This window comes from Actinomadura sp. KC345, assembly GCF_004348515.1.
Lineage (GTDB): Bacteria > Actinomycetota > Actinomycetes > Streptosporangiales > Streptosporangiaceae > Spirillospora.
Window position 1 is genome coordinate 1 of record NZ_SMKH01000181.1, and the last position, 15648, is coordinate 15648.

At 70.7% G+C, this 15648-nt stretch carries 16 protein-coding genes and 1 pseudogene; 7 read left to right on the forward strand and 10 right to left on the reverse strand.

Features of this window, described 5'->3' with window-relative positions; genetic code table 11:
- Nucleotides 1–320: 320 nt before the first annotated feature.
- The 3 genes from E1281_RS25715 to E1281_RS42675 form a co-directional block, all read right to left on the reverse strand.
- Complete coding sequence (locus tag E1281_RS25715; RefSeq protein ID WP_131882242.1) at nt 321–740, reverse strand: hypothetical protein; 420 nt, start codon at nt 738–740, stop codon at nt 321–323.
- A 520-nt stretch (nt 741–1260) separates the two neighbouring features.
- On the reverse strand, nt 1261–1572 hold the full coding sequence (locus E1281_RS25720) for a 4a-hydroxytetrahydrobiopterin dehydratase (RefSeq protein ID WP_243717400.1): 312 nt from the start codon (nt 1570–1572) through the stop codon (nt 1261–1263).
- A gap of 13 nt (nt 1573–1585) precedes the next feature.
- On the reverse strand, nt 1586–1711 hold the full coding sequence (locus tag E1281_RS42675) for a hypothetical protein (protein ID WP_279433652.1): 126 nt from the start codon (nt 1709–1711) through the stop codon (nt 1586–1588).
- Nucleotides 1712–1726: 15 nt separating this feature from the next.
- Between E1281_RS42675 and E1281_RS25725 the strand changes: the two genes are divergently transcribed.
- Nucleotides 1727–2188 (forward strand): tyrosine-type recombinase/integrase, encoded by a 462-nt coding sequence (locus E1281_RS25725; protein WP_131882244.1) that lies wholly within the window; start codon nt 1727–1729, stop codon nt 2186–2188.
- A gap of 69 nt (nt 2189–2257) precedes the next feature.
- Here E1281_RS25725 and E1281_RS25730 read toward each other — a convergent pair whose 3' ends face one another.
- Nucleotides 2258–3643 (reverse strand): alkaline phosphatase PhoX, encoded by a 1386-nt coding sequence (locus E1281_RS25730; protein ID WP_131882245.1) that lies wholly within the window; start codon nt 3641–3643, stop codon nt 2258–2260.
- A 179-nt stretch (nt 3644–3822) separates the two neighbouring features.
- Between E1281_RS25730 and E1281_RS25735 the strand changes: the two genes are divergently transcribed.
- Nucleotides 3823–6009 (forward strand): MMPL family transporter, encoded by a 2187-nt coding sequence (locus tag E1281_RS25735; protein WP_131882246.1) that lies wholly within the window; start codon nt 3823–3825, stop codon nt 6007–6009.
- 50 nt (nt 6010–6059) lie between these two features.
- Here the strand turns inward: E1281_RS25735 and E1281_RS25740 are convergent, their stop codons facing one another.
- Entirely contained in the window at nt 6060–7331 is a 1272-nt protein-coding gene (locus E1281_RS25740; protein ID WP_207943484.1) for an RNA-guided endonuclease TnpB family protein, read from the reverse strand.
- Nucleotides 7277–7441 (reverse strand): toxin-antitoxin system HicB family antitoxin, encoded by a 165-nt coding sequence (locus tag E1281_RS25745; RefSeq protein WP_165959102.1) that lies wholly within the window; start codon nt 7439–7441, stop codon nt 7277–7279. The genes E1281_RS25740 and E1281_RS25745 overlap by 55 nt, the downstream gene beginning before the upstream one ends.
- A gap of 84 nt (nt 7442–7525) precedes the next feature.
- Here E1281_RS25745 and E1281_RS25750 point away from each other — a divergent pair, with 84 nt between their 5' ends.
- The 5 genes and pseudogenes from E1281_RS25750 to E1281_RS25770 all read left to right on the forward strand — a co-directional run.
- On the forward strand, nt 7526–8728 hold the full coding sequence (locus E1281_RS25750) for a sensor histidine kinase (protein WP_131882249.1): 1203 nt from the start codon (nt 7526–7528) through the stop codon (nt 8726–8728).
- 1 nt (nt 8729) lies between these two features.
- Entirely contained in the window at nt 8730–9371 is a 642-nt protein-coding gene (locus tag E1281_RS25755; RefSeq protein WP_131882250.1) for a response regulator transcription factor, read from the forward strand.
- Between the two features lie 50 nt (nt 9372–9421).
- A complete protein-coding gene (locus E1281_RS25760) occupies nt 9422–10045 on the forward strand; it encodes a TetR/AcrR family transcriptional regulator (RefSeq protein WP_131882251.1) in 624 nt (207 codons plus the stop codon).
- Nucleotides 10045–10539, forward strand: coding sequence for a PH domain-containing protein (locus E1281_RS25765; protein WP_131882252.1), 495 nt, complete (start codon nt 10045–10047; stop codon nt 10537–10539). The genes E1281_RS25760 and E1281_RS25765 overlap by 1 nt, the downstream gene beginning before the upstream one ends.
- Nucleotides 10536–11984: pseudogene (locus tag E1281_RS25770) on the forward strand (PH domain-containing protein); the annotation flags it as partial. The gene E1281_RS25765 and the pseudogene E1281_RS25770, both read left to right, overlap by 4 nt.
- A 78-nt stretch (nt 11985–12062) precedes the next feature.
- Here the strand turns inward: E1281_RS25770 and E1281_RS42100 are convergent.
- From E1281_RS42100 to E1281_RS25790, 4 genes are read right to left on the reverse strand one after another with little or no spacing between them, the layout of a single operon-like run.
- Nucleotides 12063–12779, reverse strand: a complete 717-nt coding sequence (locus E1281_RS42100) for an ABC transporter permease (RefSeq protein ID WP_131882254.1) — start codon at nt 12777–12779, stop codon at nt 12063–12065.
- Nucleotides 12776–13726, reverse strand: coding sequence for an ABC transporter ATP-binding protein (locus E1281_RS25780; RefSeq protein ID WP_131882255.1), 951 nt, complete (start codon nt 13724–13726; stop codon nt 12776–12778). Before E1281_RS25780 ends, E1281_RS42100 begins: the two co-directional genes overlap by 4 nt.
- Nucleotides 13723–14601 (reverse strand): ABC transporter permease, encoded by an 879-nt coding sequence (locus E1281_RS25785; RefSeq protein ID WP_131882256.1) that lies wholly within the window; start codon nt 14599–14601, stop codon nt 13723–13725. The genes E1281_RS25780 and E1281_RS25785 overlap by 4 nt, the downstream gene beginning before the upstream one ends.
- Nucleotides 14598–15542 carry an ABC transporter ATP-binding protein gene (locus tag E1281_RS25790; RefSeq protein ID WP_131882257.1) on the reverse strand — a complete coding sequence of 315 codons (945 nt, stop codon included), beginning with the start codon at nt 15540–15542 and terminating at the stop codon, nt 14598–14600. Before E1281_RS25790 ends, E1281_RS25785 begins: the two co-directional genes overlap by 4 nt.
- Nucleotides 15543–15648 lie beyond the last annotated feature (106 nt).

Below are 15648 nucleotides of genomic sequence, written 5' to 3' on the forward strand. Positions count from 1 at the left end.
GCCGAACCTTGTGCGCCTGCTGGGGCGTTGAGCGGGGCCCCGGGCGTCGTATGCCAGGTGCGAGTTTGACGGTGCCTGAGCTGCGGGTCTGTCCGTCGTGATTGGCTAGCAGCCGGGGCGTTGAGCATGTGCCGAGGCTCTGCCTGTCGCTTGGCGACTGGCCCGGGCGGTATCACGGGGCATGGCCCGGGGGTACGGCGAACGGGGTGTTTCATGGGTCTTCTCAACCCGGGGATACACGAGTCGAGAGGAGCGTTTCCCGGGCAGTAAAAAGTAGCCCCCGCGCTTGCGGGGGGCTACTTGGCGGTTCGCCGATATGGCTAACCGTGATGTAAACCTTCTCTCGGCACATGTTCGAGGAAGGTGGTTGGTAACCAGAGGTCGAGCATGGCGGCCGCAGCTTTTCTTGTGAGCTGGTTGTAACGCGAGACCAGCGCGGAGATCGCCTGGCCGCGGGTCAGCTCTCCGGCTTGGATCTTCCCTTGAAGGTCGGAGACAAACGGGTCCGGCCATTCGCACTCGTACAGGAGGTCCATGTCGTACCCGTCGTCGTCACAGTCGTAAAGGTCGTCCTGGTTGTGAAGGTCGTCCCGGTTGCGAAGGTCGTCCCGGTTGCGAAGGTCGTCGTCCCGGTCGTCCGAGCCGTCGTCCCAGTCAGGCCCGAAGAGTTCTTCCATACCAGCCTCGACCTGGTCGAGAAGGAAGGCGTAGCGCGCCTGAAGCAGTTCGTCGTTCGTCATGATTTGTCCCCTCGGTCGGCTTTATGTCGACCTTGTTGCTCGGTTTGTCGTCGTGCCTTCATAGATGAGAGTCCGTGGAGGTGCAACGTGGGCAACCGGAGTTCGAGCCGCGACTGATCCCCCTGCATGGTGCAAAGCAGTTGACGGCCGTGCCTGCGTGCGGGGCTGAGGCTGATCGGGGATGCAAGCACGGCTGCCGATCGCGGGACTTTTGCATTGCTCACCGTTAGGAATCGTCCAGTTGCGGAGGGTGTGCGTGGTGGTGAGGCCGGTGGGAGGGCGTCACGGCGTCGGTGGGCACGAGCCGAGTGGGGTAGGGGCCCCGCTCGGTCTCGTGCCCCTCCGCACGTCCGGTGAGGATCTCGATCCGCCGGATCTGATCCGTCCAGTGAGCGTCGCCCAAGTCGATCCCGCACCGGAGTGCATCGGCTCATCATGTGCGAAGGCGCGCGGCGATGGGCCGCGCGCCTTGACCTATGTAGGGAAAATCCTCACACAGCAGGTCCCGCCCATCGCGTGGCTAGACCGGCTCGGCTCCGTGTCCCACCGCGATCGCATCGATATGGCGGGCCAACGCGAAATCGGCTTCCGTGATCCGGTGGCCTGCGTCGTGCGTGGTGATGGCGAAGCGGATGCGCTGCCACGTGATGTGGATGTCCGGGTGGTGCCCGACCTCGCGGGCCTTGGCCGCCACATACATCGCGAGGTGGACGGTCTCGTGGTACGAGTGCTTGAACGTCCGCGTGATCGCGTCGCCGTCGCGCTCCCATCCGGGCAGGGCGGCGAGGTGCTCGGCGATCTGGTCGTCTGCCAGGGGCTCGGGGGTGGACACGGCTACCTCCGGGTCAGGTGACGGACGCGATGATCTCGGCCAGTTCTCGGCCGCTGGAGCTGTAGGCCCACGCCGACGCGTGCGCGGGTAGCCCGGGACCGATGACGGCGACCAATACGACCGGCGCTCCCTCAAGCACCGTTCCTCCGGTGAGGTGCGCATCGTCCCTCTCCCTCCGGTCCTGGTCGCGCTCCTGAGGGCGCACCTCGACCGGTTCGGGACGGCGCCGGACGGGCGGGTCTTCTTCGACTCCTCCGACGGCGCCCACTACGCACCGATCACCAACACCATGTACGGCCAACTCTGGCGCCGCGCCCGTACTGCCGCGCTCACTGAGACAGAACTCGGGGCGGGTCTGGCCAAGCGGCCCTATGACCTGCGGCACGGCTGCGCGTCCCTGCTCCTCAACTCCGGCGTTCCCGCAACCGAGGTGGCGCGGCGCCTGGGACACTCCCTGACAGTCCTGCTGTCCACATACGCGCACTGGTTCGCGGGCATGGAAGCTGAGGCAAACCGGCTCATCGACGCTGCTCTCAACGGCTCTGAGCCCTCCGGCAACGACACGGGCGGCCACGGGCTACCCACGGGCCAAACCCCCGGCACGACGGACGCGTAGCCTCATCACCGCAGGTCAAAGCCATACAGTGACGAGACCACGCATTCACCGCAAGTCAACGAGCAGGCTCTAGCGGCGGCGCCAGGGGCCGGTGATCGCGAAGGTGGTGCCCGGGTCGTAGACGTTGACGTACATCGTCGTGCGGCCGCGCGGGGAGAACGTGACGCCCGCGAACTCGCCCCACTCGGGCTCGTCCTCGGTGCCGATGTTCTGCCGGTTCCGCGCCAGCGGGTACACCTCGCGGCGGCGGGTCACGCCGTACACGTGCTGCGCGCCGCCGCCGTCCTCGCACACCATCAGCCCGCCGTGCGGCGCCAGGCAGATGTTGTCGGGCGACTCGCCCGGCTTCTGCACGTCGGTGTCCGGGCCGAACACGATCACCAGGGTCAGCCGCCGGCAGCCCGGCTCGTACGACCAGACCTGCCCGTAGTGGTCGGCCTCCGATCCCTCGTCCTTCTTCGCGAAGCTCGTCACGAAGTAGACGCGGTCGCCGCCCCAGTAGCAGCCCTCCAGCTTCTGCGCGTGCGTGATGCCGCCGCGCCCGAAGTCCTGGAACCGGATCGCGGTCTCCTTCGCGAGCGGGTCGGGGACCCGGACCCACTCGATGCCGTGGATGACGGTGCCCGGCTCCCGCACGGCCGACAGGTCGGCGACGTCCGGGACGCGCATGGCCTCAAGCCGTCCGCCGGCCCGCAGGCTCCCGAACCCGCCGCGCGGCTTCTCCGGCAGGAACCGGTAGAACAGCCCGAACGGCTTCTCGAACGCGTCCTCGGTCTCGTACACGGTCCCGTCGCGGGGGTCGACGGCGATCGCCTCGTGCTGGAACCGCCCCATCGCGGTCAGCGGCTCGGGGACGGTGCGCCCCTGCCGGTACGGGTCGACCTCGAAGACGAACCCGTGGTCCTTGGTGAAGTCGCCGGTGCCCGCCTTGTCCTCGTTCTCCTCGCAGGTCAGCCAGGTACGCCACGGGGTGGGGCCGCCCGCGCAGTTCACCGCCGTGCCGGCGATCGCCACCCGTTCGGTGTGCACCCGCCCGCCGTGCCCCACCTCCAGCGCGGTGCAGCCGCCCAGCGCCCCGGGGTCGTAGGTGACCTCCTCGACCGCCGGCACGCCGTGCTCGGCGTCCGGGCGGTTCTCGTGGTTGCGGACGAGCCAGGTGCGCCCCCTCACGGGAAAGGCGGCCATGCCGTCGAAGTTGCTCGGCACCGCCCCCTCCCCCGAGCCCATCGGCTCGCCCTCGCGGGACAGGACCGTGTACCGGAACCCGCGCGGCAGATCCAGAAGCCCCTCGGGGTCGGGCACCAGCGGCCCGTACCCCTCGCCGACACCGACCGGAGCGGCGGCCGCCTCACCGGCGAACAGCTCCTCGACGGCGCCGGAGAAGGCGATCCCCGCCCCGACCGCACCCGTCCCGGCCAGGACCTGACGGCGCGACACCGACCGCGAGACTGGCATGGCACACACTCCCTGGTTGGACGATCGAAGATCCCCCAGGGCCCGTTCTAACACGGGCCGCACCCCGGGGATATGGCAGACCCTCACAGTCCGGGCCCGGGGGTCCACCGATCGGTGGACGGAAGGTTCAGCCGGTCGGGGCTCATGCGGGAAGGGCGCCTGCGACCAGCCTTTACGGTATGACGAACCTCCCTGTACGCATGGCCCGGTGGAGCGCCGGGCATCCCTGGCGGGCGATCGCCGGGTGGTTCCTGTTCGTGGCGCTGTGCCTCGGCATCGGGATCTCGGTCGGCGGGAACGCCGCGACGTCCGCGGACTTCCGGATCGGCGAGGCCGGACGGGCGGAGGCGATGGCCGCCGAGGGCGGGCTGCAGCAGAAGCCCGTGGAGCGTGTGCTGATCACCGCGAAGCCCGACGGCGGCGAGCTGGACCGGGCGGCGGCCGAGGAGGCCGCCCGGGACGCCGCCGCGCGGATGAAGCGGCTGCCCGAGGTCGCGTCGGTGGCCGCTCCGGTGGCCTCGGCCGACGGGACCGCCGTCCGCGTCGATGTGACCCTGAAGGGACCCGAACTCGAAGGCAGGAAGCACGTCGAGCCGCTGATCGCGCAGACGGCCGCGGTCCAGGCGGCCCACCCCGGGGTCCGGGTCGAGGAGACCGGGAGCCCGTCCATCAGCAAGGGGGTCGAGAAGCTGCGCGGCGAGGACCTGTCGCGGACCGAGATGGTCGCGCTGCCGGTCACGCTGATCACGCTGCTGGTCGTGTTCGGGTCGGTCTCGCTGGCGGTCGTGCCGCTGCTGCTGGCGCTGTCCTCGATCGCGGCGGCGGTCGGGCTGTCGATGGCGGCCTCGCACGTGTTCCCCGACGCCGGCGTCGGCACGAGCATGATCCTGCTGATCGGGATGGCGGTCGGCGTCGACTACACCCTGTTCTACCTCAAGCGCGAACGGGAGGAACGGGCCCGGTCGGACGGACGGCTCTCGCCGCAGGCCGTGGTGGAGCTGGCCGCCGCAACGTCCGGACGGGCCGTGGTCGTGTCCGGGCTCGCGGTCGCCGTCTCCAGCGCCACGCTCTTCCTCGCCGACGACGTCATCTTCTCCTCGATCGCCACCGGCGCGATCCTCGTGACGCTGGTCGCCGTCGTCAGCTCGATGACCGTCCTGCCCGGTCTGCTGGCCAAGCTCGGCCAGTGGGCGGAGCGGCGCGCCGAACGCCGCGGGCGGCGCGGCAAGGCCGTCCGGGCCGCGAGGTCGAGGGACGGCGGCCGGGTCACCAGGGCGATGCTGCGGCCCGTCGGCCGGCGTCCCGCCGTCACGCTGGTCGCCGGGGTCCTGGTCATGCTGGCGCTGGCCGCTCCGCTGCTGAACCTGAACCTGACCGACATGGGGAAGGAGACCCACCCGCGCGAGATCCCGGCGATGCGGACCTATGACCGGCTGACCGCGGCGTTCCCAGAGCTGAAGTCGATGCACCAGGTCGTCGTCCGCGCCGACCCCGGTCAGGCGGACCGGGTGACCGGCGCCCTCCGCGACCTCGCCCGGCGCGCCGAAAACGACCCCAGGCTCGCCGGCACCGCGCACCTGCGCACCTCACCGGACGGCCGCGTCAGCCTCCTCGAACTCGCCGTGCCGCACTACGTGAGCACGGACGAGGCGCAGTCGTCCCTCCGGACGATCCGCGACGAGCACGTCCCGGCGACCGTCGGGAAGCTGGCCGCGGAGACCGCGGTGACCGGGGACGTCGCCCGCTACGCCGACTACCCCGAGCACCAGAGGTCGAAGCTGCCGATGATCATCGGGGCGCTGCTGCTGGCGACGTTCGCGATGACGGTGTGGGCGTTCCGGTCCGTGGCCCTCGGCGCGGTCGGCGTCGTGCTGAACGTGCTGTCGGCGGGCGCGTCCCTCGGGCTGCTGACGCTGGTGTTCCAGGGGACGTGGGCGGAGGGCCTGCTCGACTTCACCTCCACCGGCTCGATCGGCTCCCGGGTGCCGCTGTTCCTGCTGGTGATCCTGTTCGGCCTGTCGATGGACTACCAGGTCTTCGTGATCAGCCGGATCAGGGAGGCCGTCCTGCGGGGCGCCTCGACCCGCGAAGCCGTGCTCGGCGGCATCGGCAGCTCGGCGGGGGTGGTGACCAGCGCCGCGTTCGTGATGGTGACGGTGTTCGGCAGCTTCGTCGCGCTCCACATCATGGAGATGAAGCAGATGGGCTTCGCCCTGGCCACGGCCGTCCTGCTGGACGCCGTCGTCATCCGGATCGTGATCCTGCCGTCGCTGATGCTGCTCCTCGGCGAGCGGAGCTGGTGGCCGTCACGCCGGAGGCAGGGCACCGCGACCGCCGAGGTGCCCCTGGTGGAGAAAGTAGGCTGACCGGCGTGACTCCACCCACGACTGAAGTCGCGGGCTTCCTGCGTCGCTGGCTAAGCAGCGTCGCAGAGGGCCAGCCCGGCCCTGTGCAGAACATTCAGCGCGCCTACGCGGTCGGCGTTCTCTACCAGGCCGCATTTGACGCACTCGAACTTGGCTTGGGTGAGGCGGTTGTCCTTCGCGATGTGCCCGCAGCCTCCGAGGCTGGGCGGGCACGTGCGGGAGGTGTTGCGGGGATCGACCGGGATGACCAGGCGACCGGCACTTTCAGCCTTGTTCGCCAGGATTGCGAGGAACTCCCCCCAACCCGCGTCGAGGATGCTTCGGTTCAGCCCGGCCTTGGCGGCGGCACCGTTCGGAAGGAACGCGCCGGTCTGCTCGGGGTCGGGCCTGGGCGCGGGGCTCTTGGTCATGCCCGCCGTGTTCAGCCGTTCGTGCGCAATCACGTCGTAGTCGCGGATCAGCGCGCGGGCGGTCTTGTGGTGGAGGTCGAGCCGTGTGCGCCGCACCTTGGCGTACAGCTGGGCGACTTTCCGGGCGGCGGCGCGGTGCCGTTTGGTGCGCTGCCGGGTGCGCTTGGGGAACGTCGCCAGGTGCCGCTGGGCCTCGGCCAGTTCCTCGGCCGTGGTCTCAGCGAAACGCGGGTTAAGGACGTGTTCGCCGTCGGAGGTCGTCAGCAGATGCGTGACGCCCATGTCGATGCCCACCTGGGCGCCGGTGGCGGGCAGTGGGTCAGCGGGTACCGCCTCGCAGGCCAGGATCACGAACCAGCGGCGGCCCTCCCGCTTGATGCTGATCGTTTTCACCCGGCCCCTGACAGGTCGGTGCCGGTGGACGCGGACGTGCCCGACGCCTTGCAGCCGGACGCGGGTCTGGGTGTCGGTGGGGGTGGAGTCCCAACGGCAGCCGTCGCCGTCCTTGGGAAAGGTGACCGTGTCGAAGTGACCGGCGCCCTTGAAGCGGGGATAGCCCGGCGTCTGCCCGACCTTGACGCGGCGGAAGAACGCTTCGAACGCGTTGTTCAACCGGCGCAGCGTCGCCTGCTGCGAGGAGAAGGACCAGCGGCCTTGACGTTCGGGATCGAACGCGCGGATGTCCTTGAGCTGCGCCGACTGATCGCCGTACCGGACCCTGGTCATGGACGGGTGGGCGAAGGCGTCCCGGCGTTCCTGGAGCGCGGCGTTGTACAGCGAGCAGTGGTCCCGGAGCATCTCCGAAAGGGCTTGTTGCTGGCGGGCTGTCGGGCGCAGCAGGAACTTGAACGCGCGCCTCACTTCGACCGCCGCCGTTCCTCGGCTTGCAGACCGCCGTCCAGCAGCAGACACGCGGCCGCGTTGATCGAGATTCCCGCCCGTTCGGCGTACTCCTCGATCCGACGTTTCAGCGCGGGCGGGACGCGGAGGTTCAACGACTCGCGCGGCGCACCTCTGATCACAACCAAAACGCTACCACTCTGTGAGGGGAGGGAGCGCGGACTCACCCCTTACCTGAAGACGAGGGTCCCCTCCGCGCACATCTGATGGAGCAGGGGCAGCGGCAGTCCGACGAACGGCTCCACATCCGGGCGCTCCGCCGCTGGTACGCCACCTTCTGGGTGCTCCTGGGACTGATCCCGCCCGCCATGGGCGTATGGGATCAGCCGGACTCGACCCGGTCCTCGACGCTGGCGCTGCTGTCCCTGCTCGCGCTCGGCTATCTGATCACGGGAATGTTCCCCGGGAACCCGGCGGTCCGCCGGTACATCTTCCTTGGCGTGCTCATCGGCGGCGTCGGTGGCGTCTCCTACCTGATGGACGGGGCCGCGTCCCTGTTCATCGTGTCGCTCCCGCACTTCTGGGTCCTCGCGGGAGGCCCGCGGCGCGCGGTCGCCCTCAGCGGCGCCGCCGCCGCGGCCACGGTCGCCGGCAATGCCGCCAGGTCGGCCCCGGACGGGGAGGTCCTCACCGGCAACTCGGTCGCGACCCTCATCGGGTACGCGGCCGGGGTGCTGCTCGGGCTGTGGATGCACCGGGTCGTCGGGAGCCGCGACGACCGTGCCCGACTCCTCGCCGCGGACCTGGAGCGCACCCGGCGGCACCTCGCCGACGCGCAGCGCCGCCAGGGGGCCGCCGAAGAGCGCGAACGGCTCGCCCGGGAGATCCACGACACGCTCGCGCAGGGGTTCGCGTCCATCGTCGTCCTGGCGGAGGCGGCGCGCGACGGCATCGGGAGCGACCCCGGCCGGAGCGCCCGGCAGCTCACGTCGATCGAGCGGACGGCGCGGGAGAACCTCGCCGAGGCGCGCGTCCTGGTGGAGTCGGCGACGCAGGCCGGGGCGGGCGCGGCCGCGCAGGGCACCGGCCCGGCGTCGGTGGCGCGGACGCTGCGCCGCACCCTCGACCGCTTCACCGAGGACACGGGGCTCGACGTCGACGCCGACCTTCCGGACGTCGAATGCGACCGGACGACCCGGATCGCGCTGCTGCGCTGTACCCAGGAGTCCCTCGCCAACATCCGCAGGCACGCCGCCGCGTCCGCGGTCGGCGTCGTCCTCGAAGAGCACCCGCACGGCATCGAGCTGGAGATCACCGACGACGGCCGGGGATTCACGGTCGGAGACTCCCTCGGCTTCGGCCTGAACGGCATGCGCCGGCGCCTGGCCGAACTCGGCGGCGAGCTCACCGTGACGAGTTCCCCCGGCGACGGCACCCGCGTCCTCGCCAGGATTCCCACGAAGGGATGACATGACAGGCGACCGGCTCAGGATCATCCTGGTGGACGACCACACGGTCATGCGCGCGGGACTCGTCGCGCTGCTGGCCTCCGAACCCACCATCGAGATCGTCGGCGAGGCGGGCGACGGCCGCGAGGCCGTGCGGCTCGCCGAACGGCTGCGGCCCGACGTGGCGCTGCTCGACCTGCGGATGCCCGTGCTGGACGGCGCCGCCGCCACCGCCGAGATCGCCGCCGGCCCGGCCGGGACCCGCGTCCTCATCCTCACCACCTACGACACCGACGCCGACATCGAGCGGGCGATCGAGGCCGGCGCCATCGGCTACCTGCTCAAGGACACCACCCGCGACCAGCTCGTCGAGGCCGTCCACTCCGCCGCCCGCGGCGAGACCGTCCTCGCGCCCCGGGTCGCGGAGAGGCTCGTCGCCCGGATGCGGCGTCCCGAGCCGGTCGCGCTGACCGCCCGCGAGGTGGACGTCCTGCGGGCGGTCGCCGACGGTCTGTCGAACGCCGAGATCGGCCGCCGCCTCGTCATCGCGGAGGCGACGGTCAAGACACACCTTCTCCGTGTCTTCGCGAAGCTCGACGTCAGCGACCGCACGCACGCCGTCGTCGTCGCCATGGACCGCGGGCTCCTGCCTCCGCTCCGCTGACCCGGCACCGCCCAGGCGACAGATCAGGCCGACCGGCCTACAATCAGGCCATGGCGTCTGAAAACAGTCCGGCTGGCCGATCCCGGCGGTCGTTCATCGAGGAGGCGCGGCGCCGGCAGATCCTTGAGGCGGCCGTCCTGGTGGTGGGCGAGGCGGGGTATGCCGGCACGTCGCTGGCCCGGATCGCGCAGAAGGCCGGCATCAGCAAGAGCGTGATCTCGTACCACTTCAGCGGCAAGGAGGAGATCCTGCGGCTGGTGGTGTCGGAGTTCTTCGAGCGGGTCTGGCAGCACATGGAGGCGCGGATCCGGACGGAGAGCACCGCCACCGGCGCGGTCCACGCGTGGATCGAGGCCCAGACGGAGTTCTTCGGCGCGCACCGGACGGAGTTCCTCGCCATGAACGAGGTCGTGATGAACCACCGGAACCCGGACGGTTCGCTGGTCTTCGCCGAAGGGATGGCCGAGGAGGTGGACGGGCTCACCGAGATCCTCGCGTGGGGCCAGCGCGACGGAGAGTTCCGGGACTTCGCCCCGCGGACCGTCGCGAACATCATCCTGCGGTGCGCCGACGGGGTGCTGGGCTCCTGGCTCGTGGACGACGCCGTCGACCTGCCGAAGCAGACCGCCGCCCTGCTCGATTTCATCGACCACGCGATCCAGGGAGCGCCTTGATGGAACCACCGATGACGCTGCGGCCGCCCAGGCACACGATCGAGCGGCGTGCCATCGGCTGGTGGATACTGCAGTCGCTCGCGTTCCCCGGACCGGTCCTCGTCGCGTCGATCGTCGCCTTCGTGCTCTGGGAGTCGGCGCGTCCCTGGCTGGTCGTGGCCGTCGCCGGGGCCACGCTGGTCCAGCTCACCGCGTCGGTCGTCGAGCCGCTCTGGCGCTACCGGGTGCACCGCTGGGAGGTCACCGACGACGCCGTCTACGCGCTGACCGGCTGGCTCGTGCGGGAGTGGAGGGTCACGCCGATCTCCCGCGTGCAGACGGTCGACGCGATCCAGGGCCCGGCCGAGCAGCTCCTCGGGCTGTCGACGCTGCGGGTCACCACCGCCTCGTCGCAGGGTGCCGTGAACATCGTGGGGCTGAACAAGGGGGTCGCCGCCGAGGTCGCCGAACGGCTGGCCGCGATCACGCAGGACACGCCCGGTGACGCCACATGAGCGAGTGGCAGCGGCTGCATCCGAGGGTGATCTGGGTCGACCTCGCCCGCAGCGTCCTGTCGCTGCTGCCGGCCGTGGCGGCGATCTGGCTGTTCGGCGTCGATCCCGGAGCGGGCCAGCTGTGGCCGCTGATCGGCGTGGCCGCCTTCGGCGTGATCGGCGCGGCGGGGGACGCCGTCCGCTGGACCTTCACCCGCTACCGGATCACGCCGTCCCACGTGGAGCTGAAGACCGGGGTGATGGTCCGTGCCCACCGGTCGATCCAGCGCGACCGCATCCGCAGCGTCGACGTCGAGGCCCGGCTGCGGCACCGGTTCGCCGGGCTGCGCGTGGTGAAGATCGGAGCCGGTCAGCAGAGCTCGGCGGGAGAGTCCGCCCTGGCGCTGGACGCGGTCTCCGTCACGGGAGCCGAGGCGCTGCACCAACTGCTGCTCGGTCACGCGGTTCCGGAACCACGGGAGACCGCGGAGCCGGAGAGCGAGACGGCCGCGCCCACGGACGAGCAGGCCGAGGTGTACGCGCGCTTCCAACCCCGCTGGTTCATCTACAACATGTTCGGCGTCTGGGCCTACGTCTTCGCCATCGGCGTCGGCTGGGGGGCCTACTGGCTGCTCAGCGGCTTCGGAGTCGACGTCGGCGGCTTCGTCGCCGAACTGATCGAGGAGAACGACTTCGGCTGGGTGTGGGTCGCCGCCATCGCGGTCCTGGCCGTGGGCGCGTTCGGGGCCGCCGGCCTCGGCGTCAACTACTTCGTGGAGTACTGGGGCTTCGAACTCGCCCGCGTCCCCGGCGAGAAGGGCACGCTGCTGCGGACCCGGCAAGGGCTGTTCACCACGCGGGTCGTCAACCGCGACGACGGCCGGATGCGGGGAGTGAACATCTCCGAACCCCTCCTCTGGCGCTGGCTGGGCGTCACCGACACCAGCGTGATCACGACCGGGCTCAGCCTGTGGTCGATGTCGCAGCCGGCCGCGATCCTGCCGCGCGGGCCGCTCGCCGCCGCCCGCCGGGTGGCCGGGGAGGCCCTCGGCGCCGACCCGAACCCCCTGGAGGCGGAGCTGGCGGGCCATCCGCGCGCCGCACTGCGCCGGCGCCTGTGGTGGGCGACCGCCGTCACGGCCGCCGCCGCGTTCCTCCTGGTGTGGCTCGCCGTGACGGACGTCGTCCCGGCGGCCGCGATCTGGGCGGTGGCCGTGCTGTGGCCGGTCGCCCTCATCGCCGCCGTCGTCGCCTACCGCGCGCTCGGGCACGCCATCGTGGGCCGGTACCTCGTCGCGCGTTCCGGTCTGGTCAGCCGGTCGACGGTGGTGCTCCAGCGTCCCGCCGTCAGCACCATCGCGGTCAAGGAATCGCTCCTGCAACGCAGGCTCGGGCTCAGGACCGTCACGGTCATGACGGCGGCCGGGTGGGGGGCCTACCACGTCGCCGACATCGACGCCGGCAAGAGCCTGCGCTTCGCCGACCAGGCCGCACCGGGACTCCTCGGCCCCTTCCTGTCACCGCGGGACGAGCCCGAGTCCGCGCTACTCGGCGCTGGCCACGGGGAGGGAGCGGAGGCGGAAGGTGGCCAGGAGCGTCGCCGCGACGGCCACGAGCGCCATCAGGGTGAGCGCCAGGGGGAGGTTGACGGTCGACGTGACCGATGACGCCTCGGTGAGGGCGTCGATGAGCGACAGGGACCACTGCTGGATCGACGCCGACTTGGCGCCGGGCGCGAAGCTGCCGAGGAGGGTCTCCCAGACCAGCGCGTACAGCAGGCCGATCGTGACGGCGTTGCGGCTCAGGACACCGAGGGCGACGAACACCGCGCTGTAGGTGACGCCGCCGGCCAGGACGCCGATCGTGAACGCGGGCGTCACCTGCGCGGTCGTGCCGACCAGCACGAGGCCCGCCAGCAGGGTCGGGACGACCGCGAAGATCGTCACCAGGATGATCGCGACGACCAGCTTGGTCACGACGATCACCTCGCGCGGGATCGGCTTGGTCAGCACGTACATGATCTGGCCGTCGTCGATCTCCGGGGCGATCACGCCGGTCCCGGCGATCAGCGCGAGGAGCGGCAGCAGCGTCGCGAGACCGAAGTTGTGCAGGACGTGCGACGAGAGGTCGAGATCGTTGTTGCCGGTCGCCCGCAGGATCAAGGAGAGGACCACCAGGAGCAGCGGGAGCCCCAGAAGGAGCAGCGCGCGTTTACGCCCGAGCATCGCCCGGAACGTGATCATCGCGATTGTCGGGTTCATCGTGCCACCAGGTAGGAGAAGACGCTTTCGAGGGACTCGTCCGACGGGGAGACCTCCCACAGGCGCACGCCGGCGTCGCGGGAGACCTGCGGGAGCAGCCAGGTGAAGCGCTGGAAGTCGACGGCCTCGATCTGCAGGCCCTTGTCGGTGAGCTGCACGCTGCGGGCCGAGCCGTCCGCGATGATGGCGGCGGCGAGGCTGCGGTCGTCGGACGAGCGGACGAGGAAGATGTGCGGCCGGTCGGTCATCAGCCGGCGGATCTTGCGGAAGTCGCCGGACGCGGCGTGCCGCCCCGCCACGATCACCTCGATGTGGCTGGCGAGCCGCTCCACCTCCTCCAGGATGTGGGAGGAGAACAGGATGGTGCGGCCCTCTTCGGCCATCCGGTGGATGAGGTCCATGAGCTGGAGCCGCTGCCGCGGGTCCATGCCGTTGAACGGCTCGTCCAGCAGCAGGACGGGCGGGTCGTGCACGAGCGCGGACGCCATCTTGATGCGCTGCTTCATGCCCTTGGAGTAGTTGCCGATCGGCCGGTCCTTGGCGTAGTCCATCTCGACCATGCCGATCGCGCGGCGTGCGGCGGCGGACGGGTCGGGCAGCTTGTGCAGCTTGGCCATCGCGAGGATGAACTGCTCGCCGGTGAGGAAGTCGTAGGCCGCCTCCCGCTCGGGGACCAGGCCCAGGCTGCGGTAGACGCCGGGGTTCTGCCAGATCGGCGCCCCGTTCAGCGTGACGCTGCCGGACGACGTCGCGAGGAACCCGCCCATCATGTGGATGATCGTCGATTTGCCGGCGCCGTTCGGGCCGAGGAGCCCGGTGACGCCCGGACCGACCTTCATCGACACGCCGTTGACGGCGACGACGTTGCCGTACCAGCGGGAGACGTTCTCCAGGACCAGTTCGCTCGGGCGCACCGTGCCACCCCCCGGTTCGTTCCGCTCGCTCATGACAGACCCGCCTTCCGGAAACGGCGGTACAGAACCGCGATCGAGCCGAGGACGATGGCGACGCAGACGGCCAGCGCGACCACGCCTCCGGCGATGCCGGGCGCGATGCCGGGCGAGGACGACTCCGCGCCGAGCAGCCTGACCTGGACGATGTCCACCAGGTTGAACGGGGCGGCCAGCCCGATCCAGCCCTGCAGCGTGAAGTTGGTCAGCTCCTGGGCGACCCCCTGGACGACGCCGACGAACGTGGTGCTGAGCATGTAGACGGCGATGACCGCGGCGACGCCGAAGCCGCGCCGGGGGGTGAACGCCGCGACCACCATGCCGATCGCGGAGAGCACGAGCGCGAACAGCACGCAGCCGACCAGGCCGCCCAGGTACTCCAGGAGCTGCTGCCCCGGGTCGGGCGCCTTGGAGACCAGGCCGCCGAAGTACAGGACGGTGATGGGCACCGCCATGAGGGCGAACATCGCGGTCGCCAGCGCGGCGTACTTCGCCAGGACGAAGTCGAGGTGGCCGACGGGCCGCGAGAAGTACAGCGGGATGACGTGGAAGCGCACCTCCCGCGAGGCGAGCACCGGCGCCTGCGTGGCCAGGAAGATCGCCACGATGACCTGCATGATGTTCGCGTAGGCGGCGTAGGGGATCAGCGCGTCCTCCTGGTCGGTGAACGCGAACGCGGCGACCGACCCGGCGGCCGGCAGCAGCATGATGGCCGCCAGCAGGAAGGGCATGATCTTGGCCCGCGCGGGACGGCCGAGGCCGAAGGCGGCGCGCAGGTTGTGGACGTACAGGGACCGCAGCACGTAGGCGCGGCCGTTGCGGCGCCCCTCGTAGTGGCGGTAGCCGATGTCGTGGATCGTGCTCGTGCTCATCGGTTCGCCTCCTGCGGGACGGTTCCGGCCCCCTGCGGCGCCGCCGGATCCGCTCTGAAGACCTCCTCGATGTGGTGGCGGCGCTGCTCCATCCGGACCAGCCGCAGCCCCAGATCCGCGACGCCGTCGCGGATCAGGTCGAAGGTCGTCTCGCCGGCGATGTCGATGACGAGGAACCGGCCCTCCGGCCGCACGGACACGCCCTGGTCGTGGAGATGGCGTCCGAGCACGTCGCGTCCCTCGTCCACCTCGACGGTGAGGACGCCGCTGGCGGCCGTGTACGCCTCGACGGCCTGGGAGCGCAGCAGCGTCCCGCCGTCGATGATCACGACGTGGTCGCAGACCCGCTCCAGCTCGCCCAGCAGGTGGGACGTGACCAGGACGCTGATCCCGAACTCGGCGCCGATGCGGCGGATCAGGTCGAGCATCTCGTCGCGCCCGGCCGGGTCGAGGCCGTTGGTCGGCTCGTCCAGGAACACGAGCTTCGGGTCGTGGACGAGGGCCTGCGCGAGCTTCACCCGCTGGCGCATCCCGGTGGAGTAGCCGCCGATGGGGCGGTAGCGCTCCTCGTACAGGCCGACGTGCCGGAGCGTGTCGGCGGCGCGTTCGCGGGCCGCGGTCGGAGGCAGGCCGCACATCCGGGCCATGTGCACGACGAACTCGGTCGCGGACACGTCCGGCGGCAGGCACTCGTACTCGGGCATGAACCCGACGCTCTCCCGGATCCGCAGGCCCTCGCGCGCGATGTCGAGGCCGAGCACGGTCGCGGTACCGGAGGTCGGGGGCAGCAGCCCGAGCAGGATCTTGATGAGGGTCGACTTGCCGGCGCCGTTGGCGCCGACCAGCCCGACGACGCCGGGCTCGACGGCCACGGAGAGATCGTCGAGGGCGGTCACCCGGGGGAACCTCATCGTCAGGCCCTGCGTGGCGATGATCGGCATGGATACGAACCTAGCGGCTGGCCCCGGCACGGCACGTCAACCTAAAGGGCGATACTCGGCCGCCTTTGGTCAGACACCGGTTCGACCTAAGTTCGCTCCCTGGTTC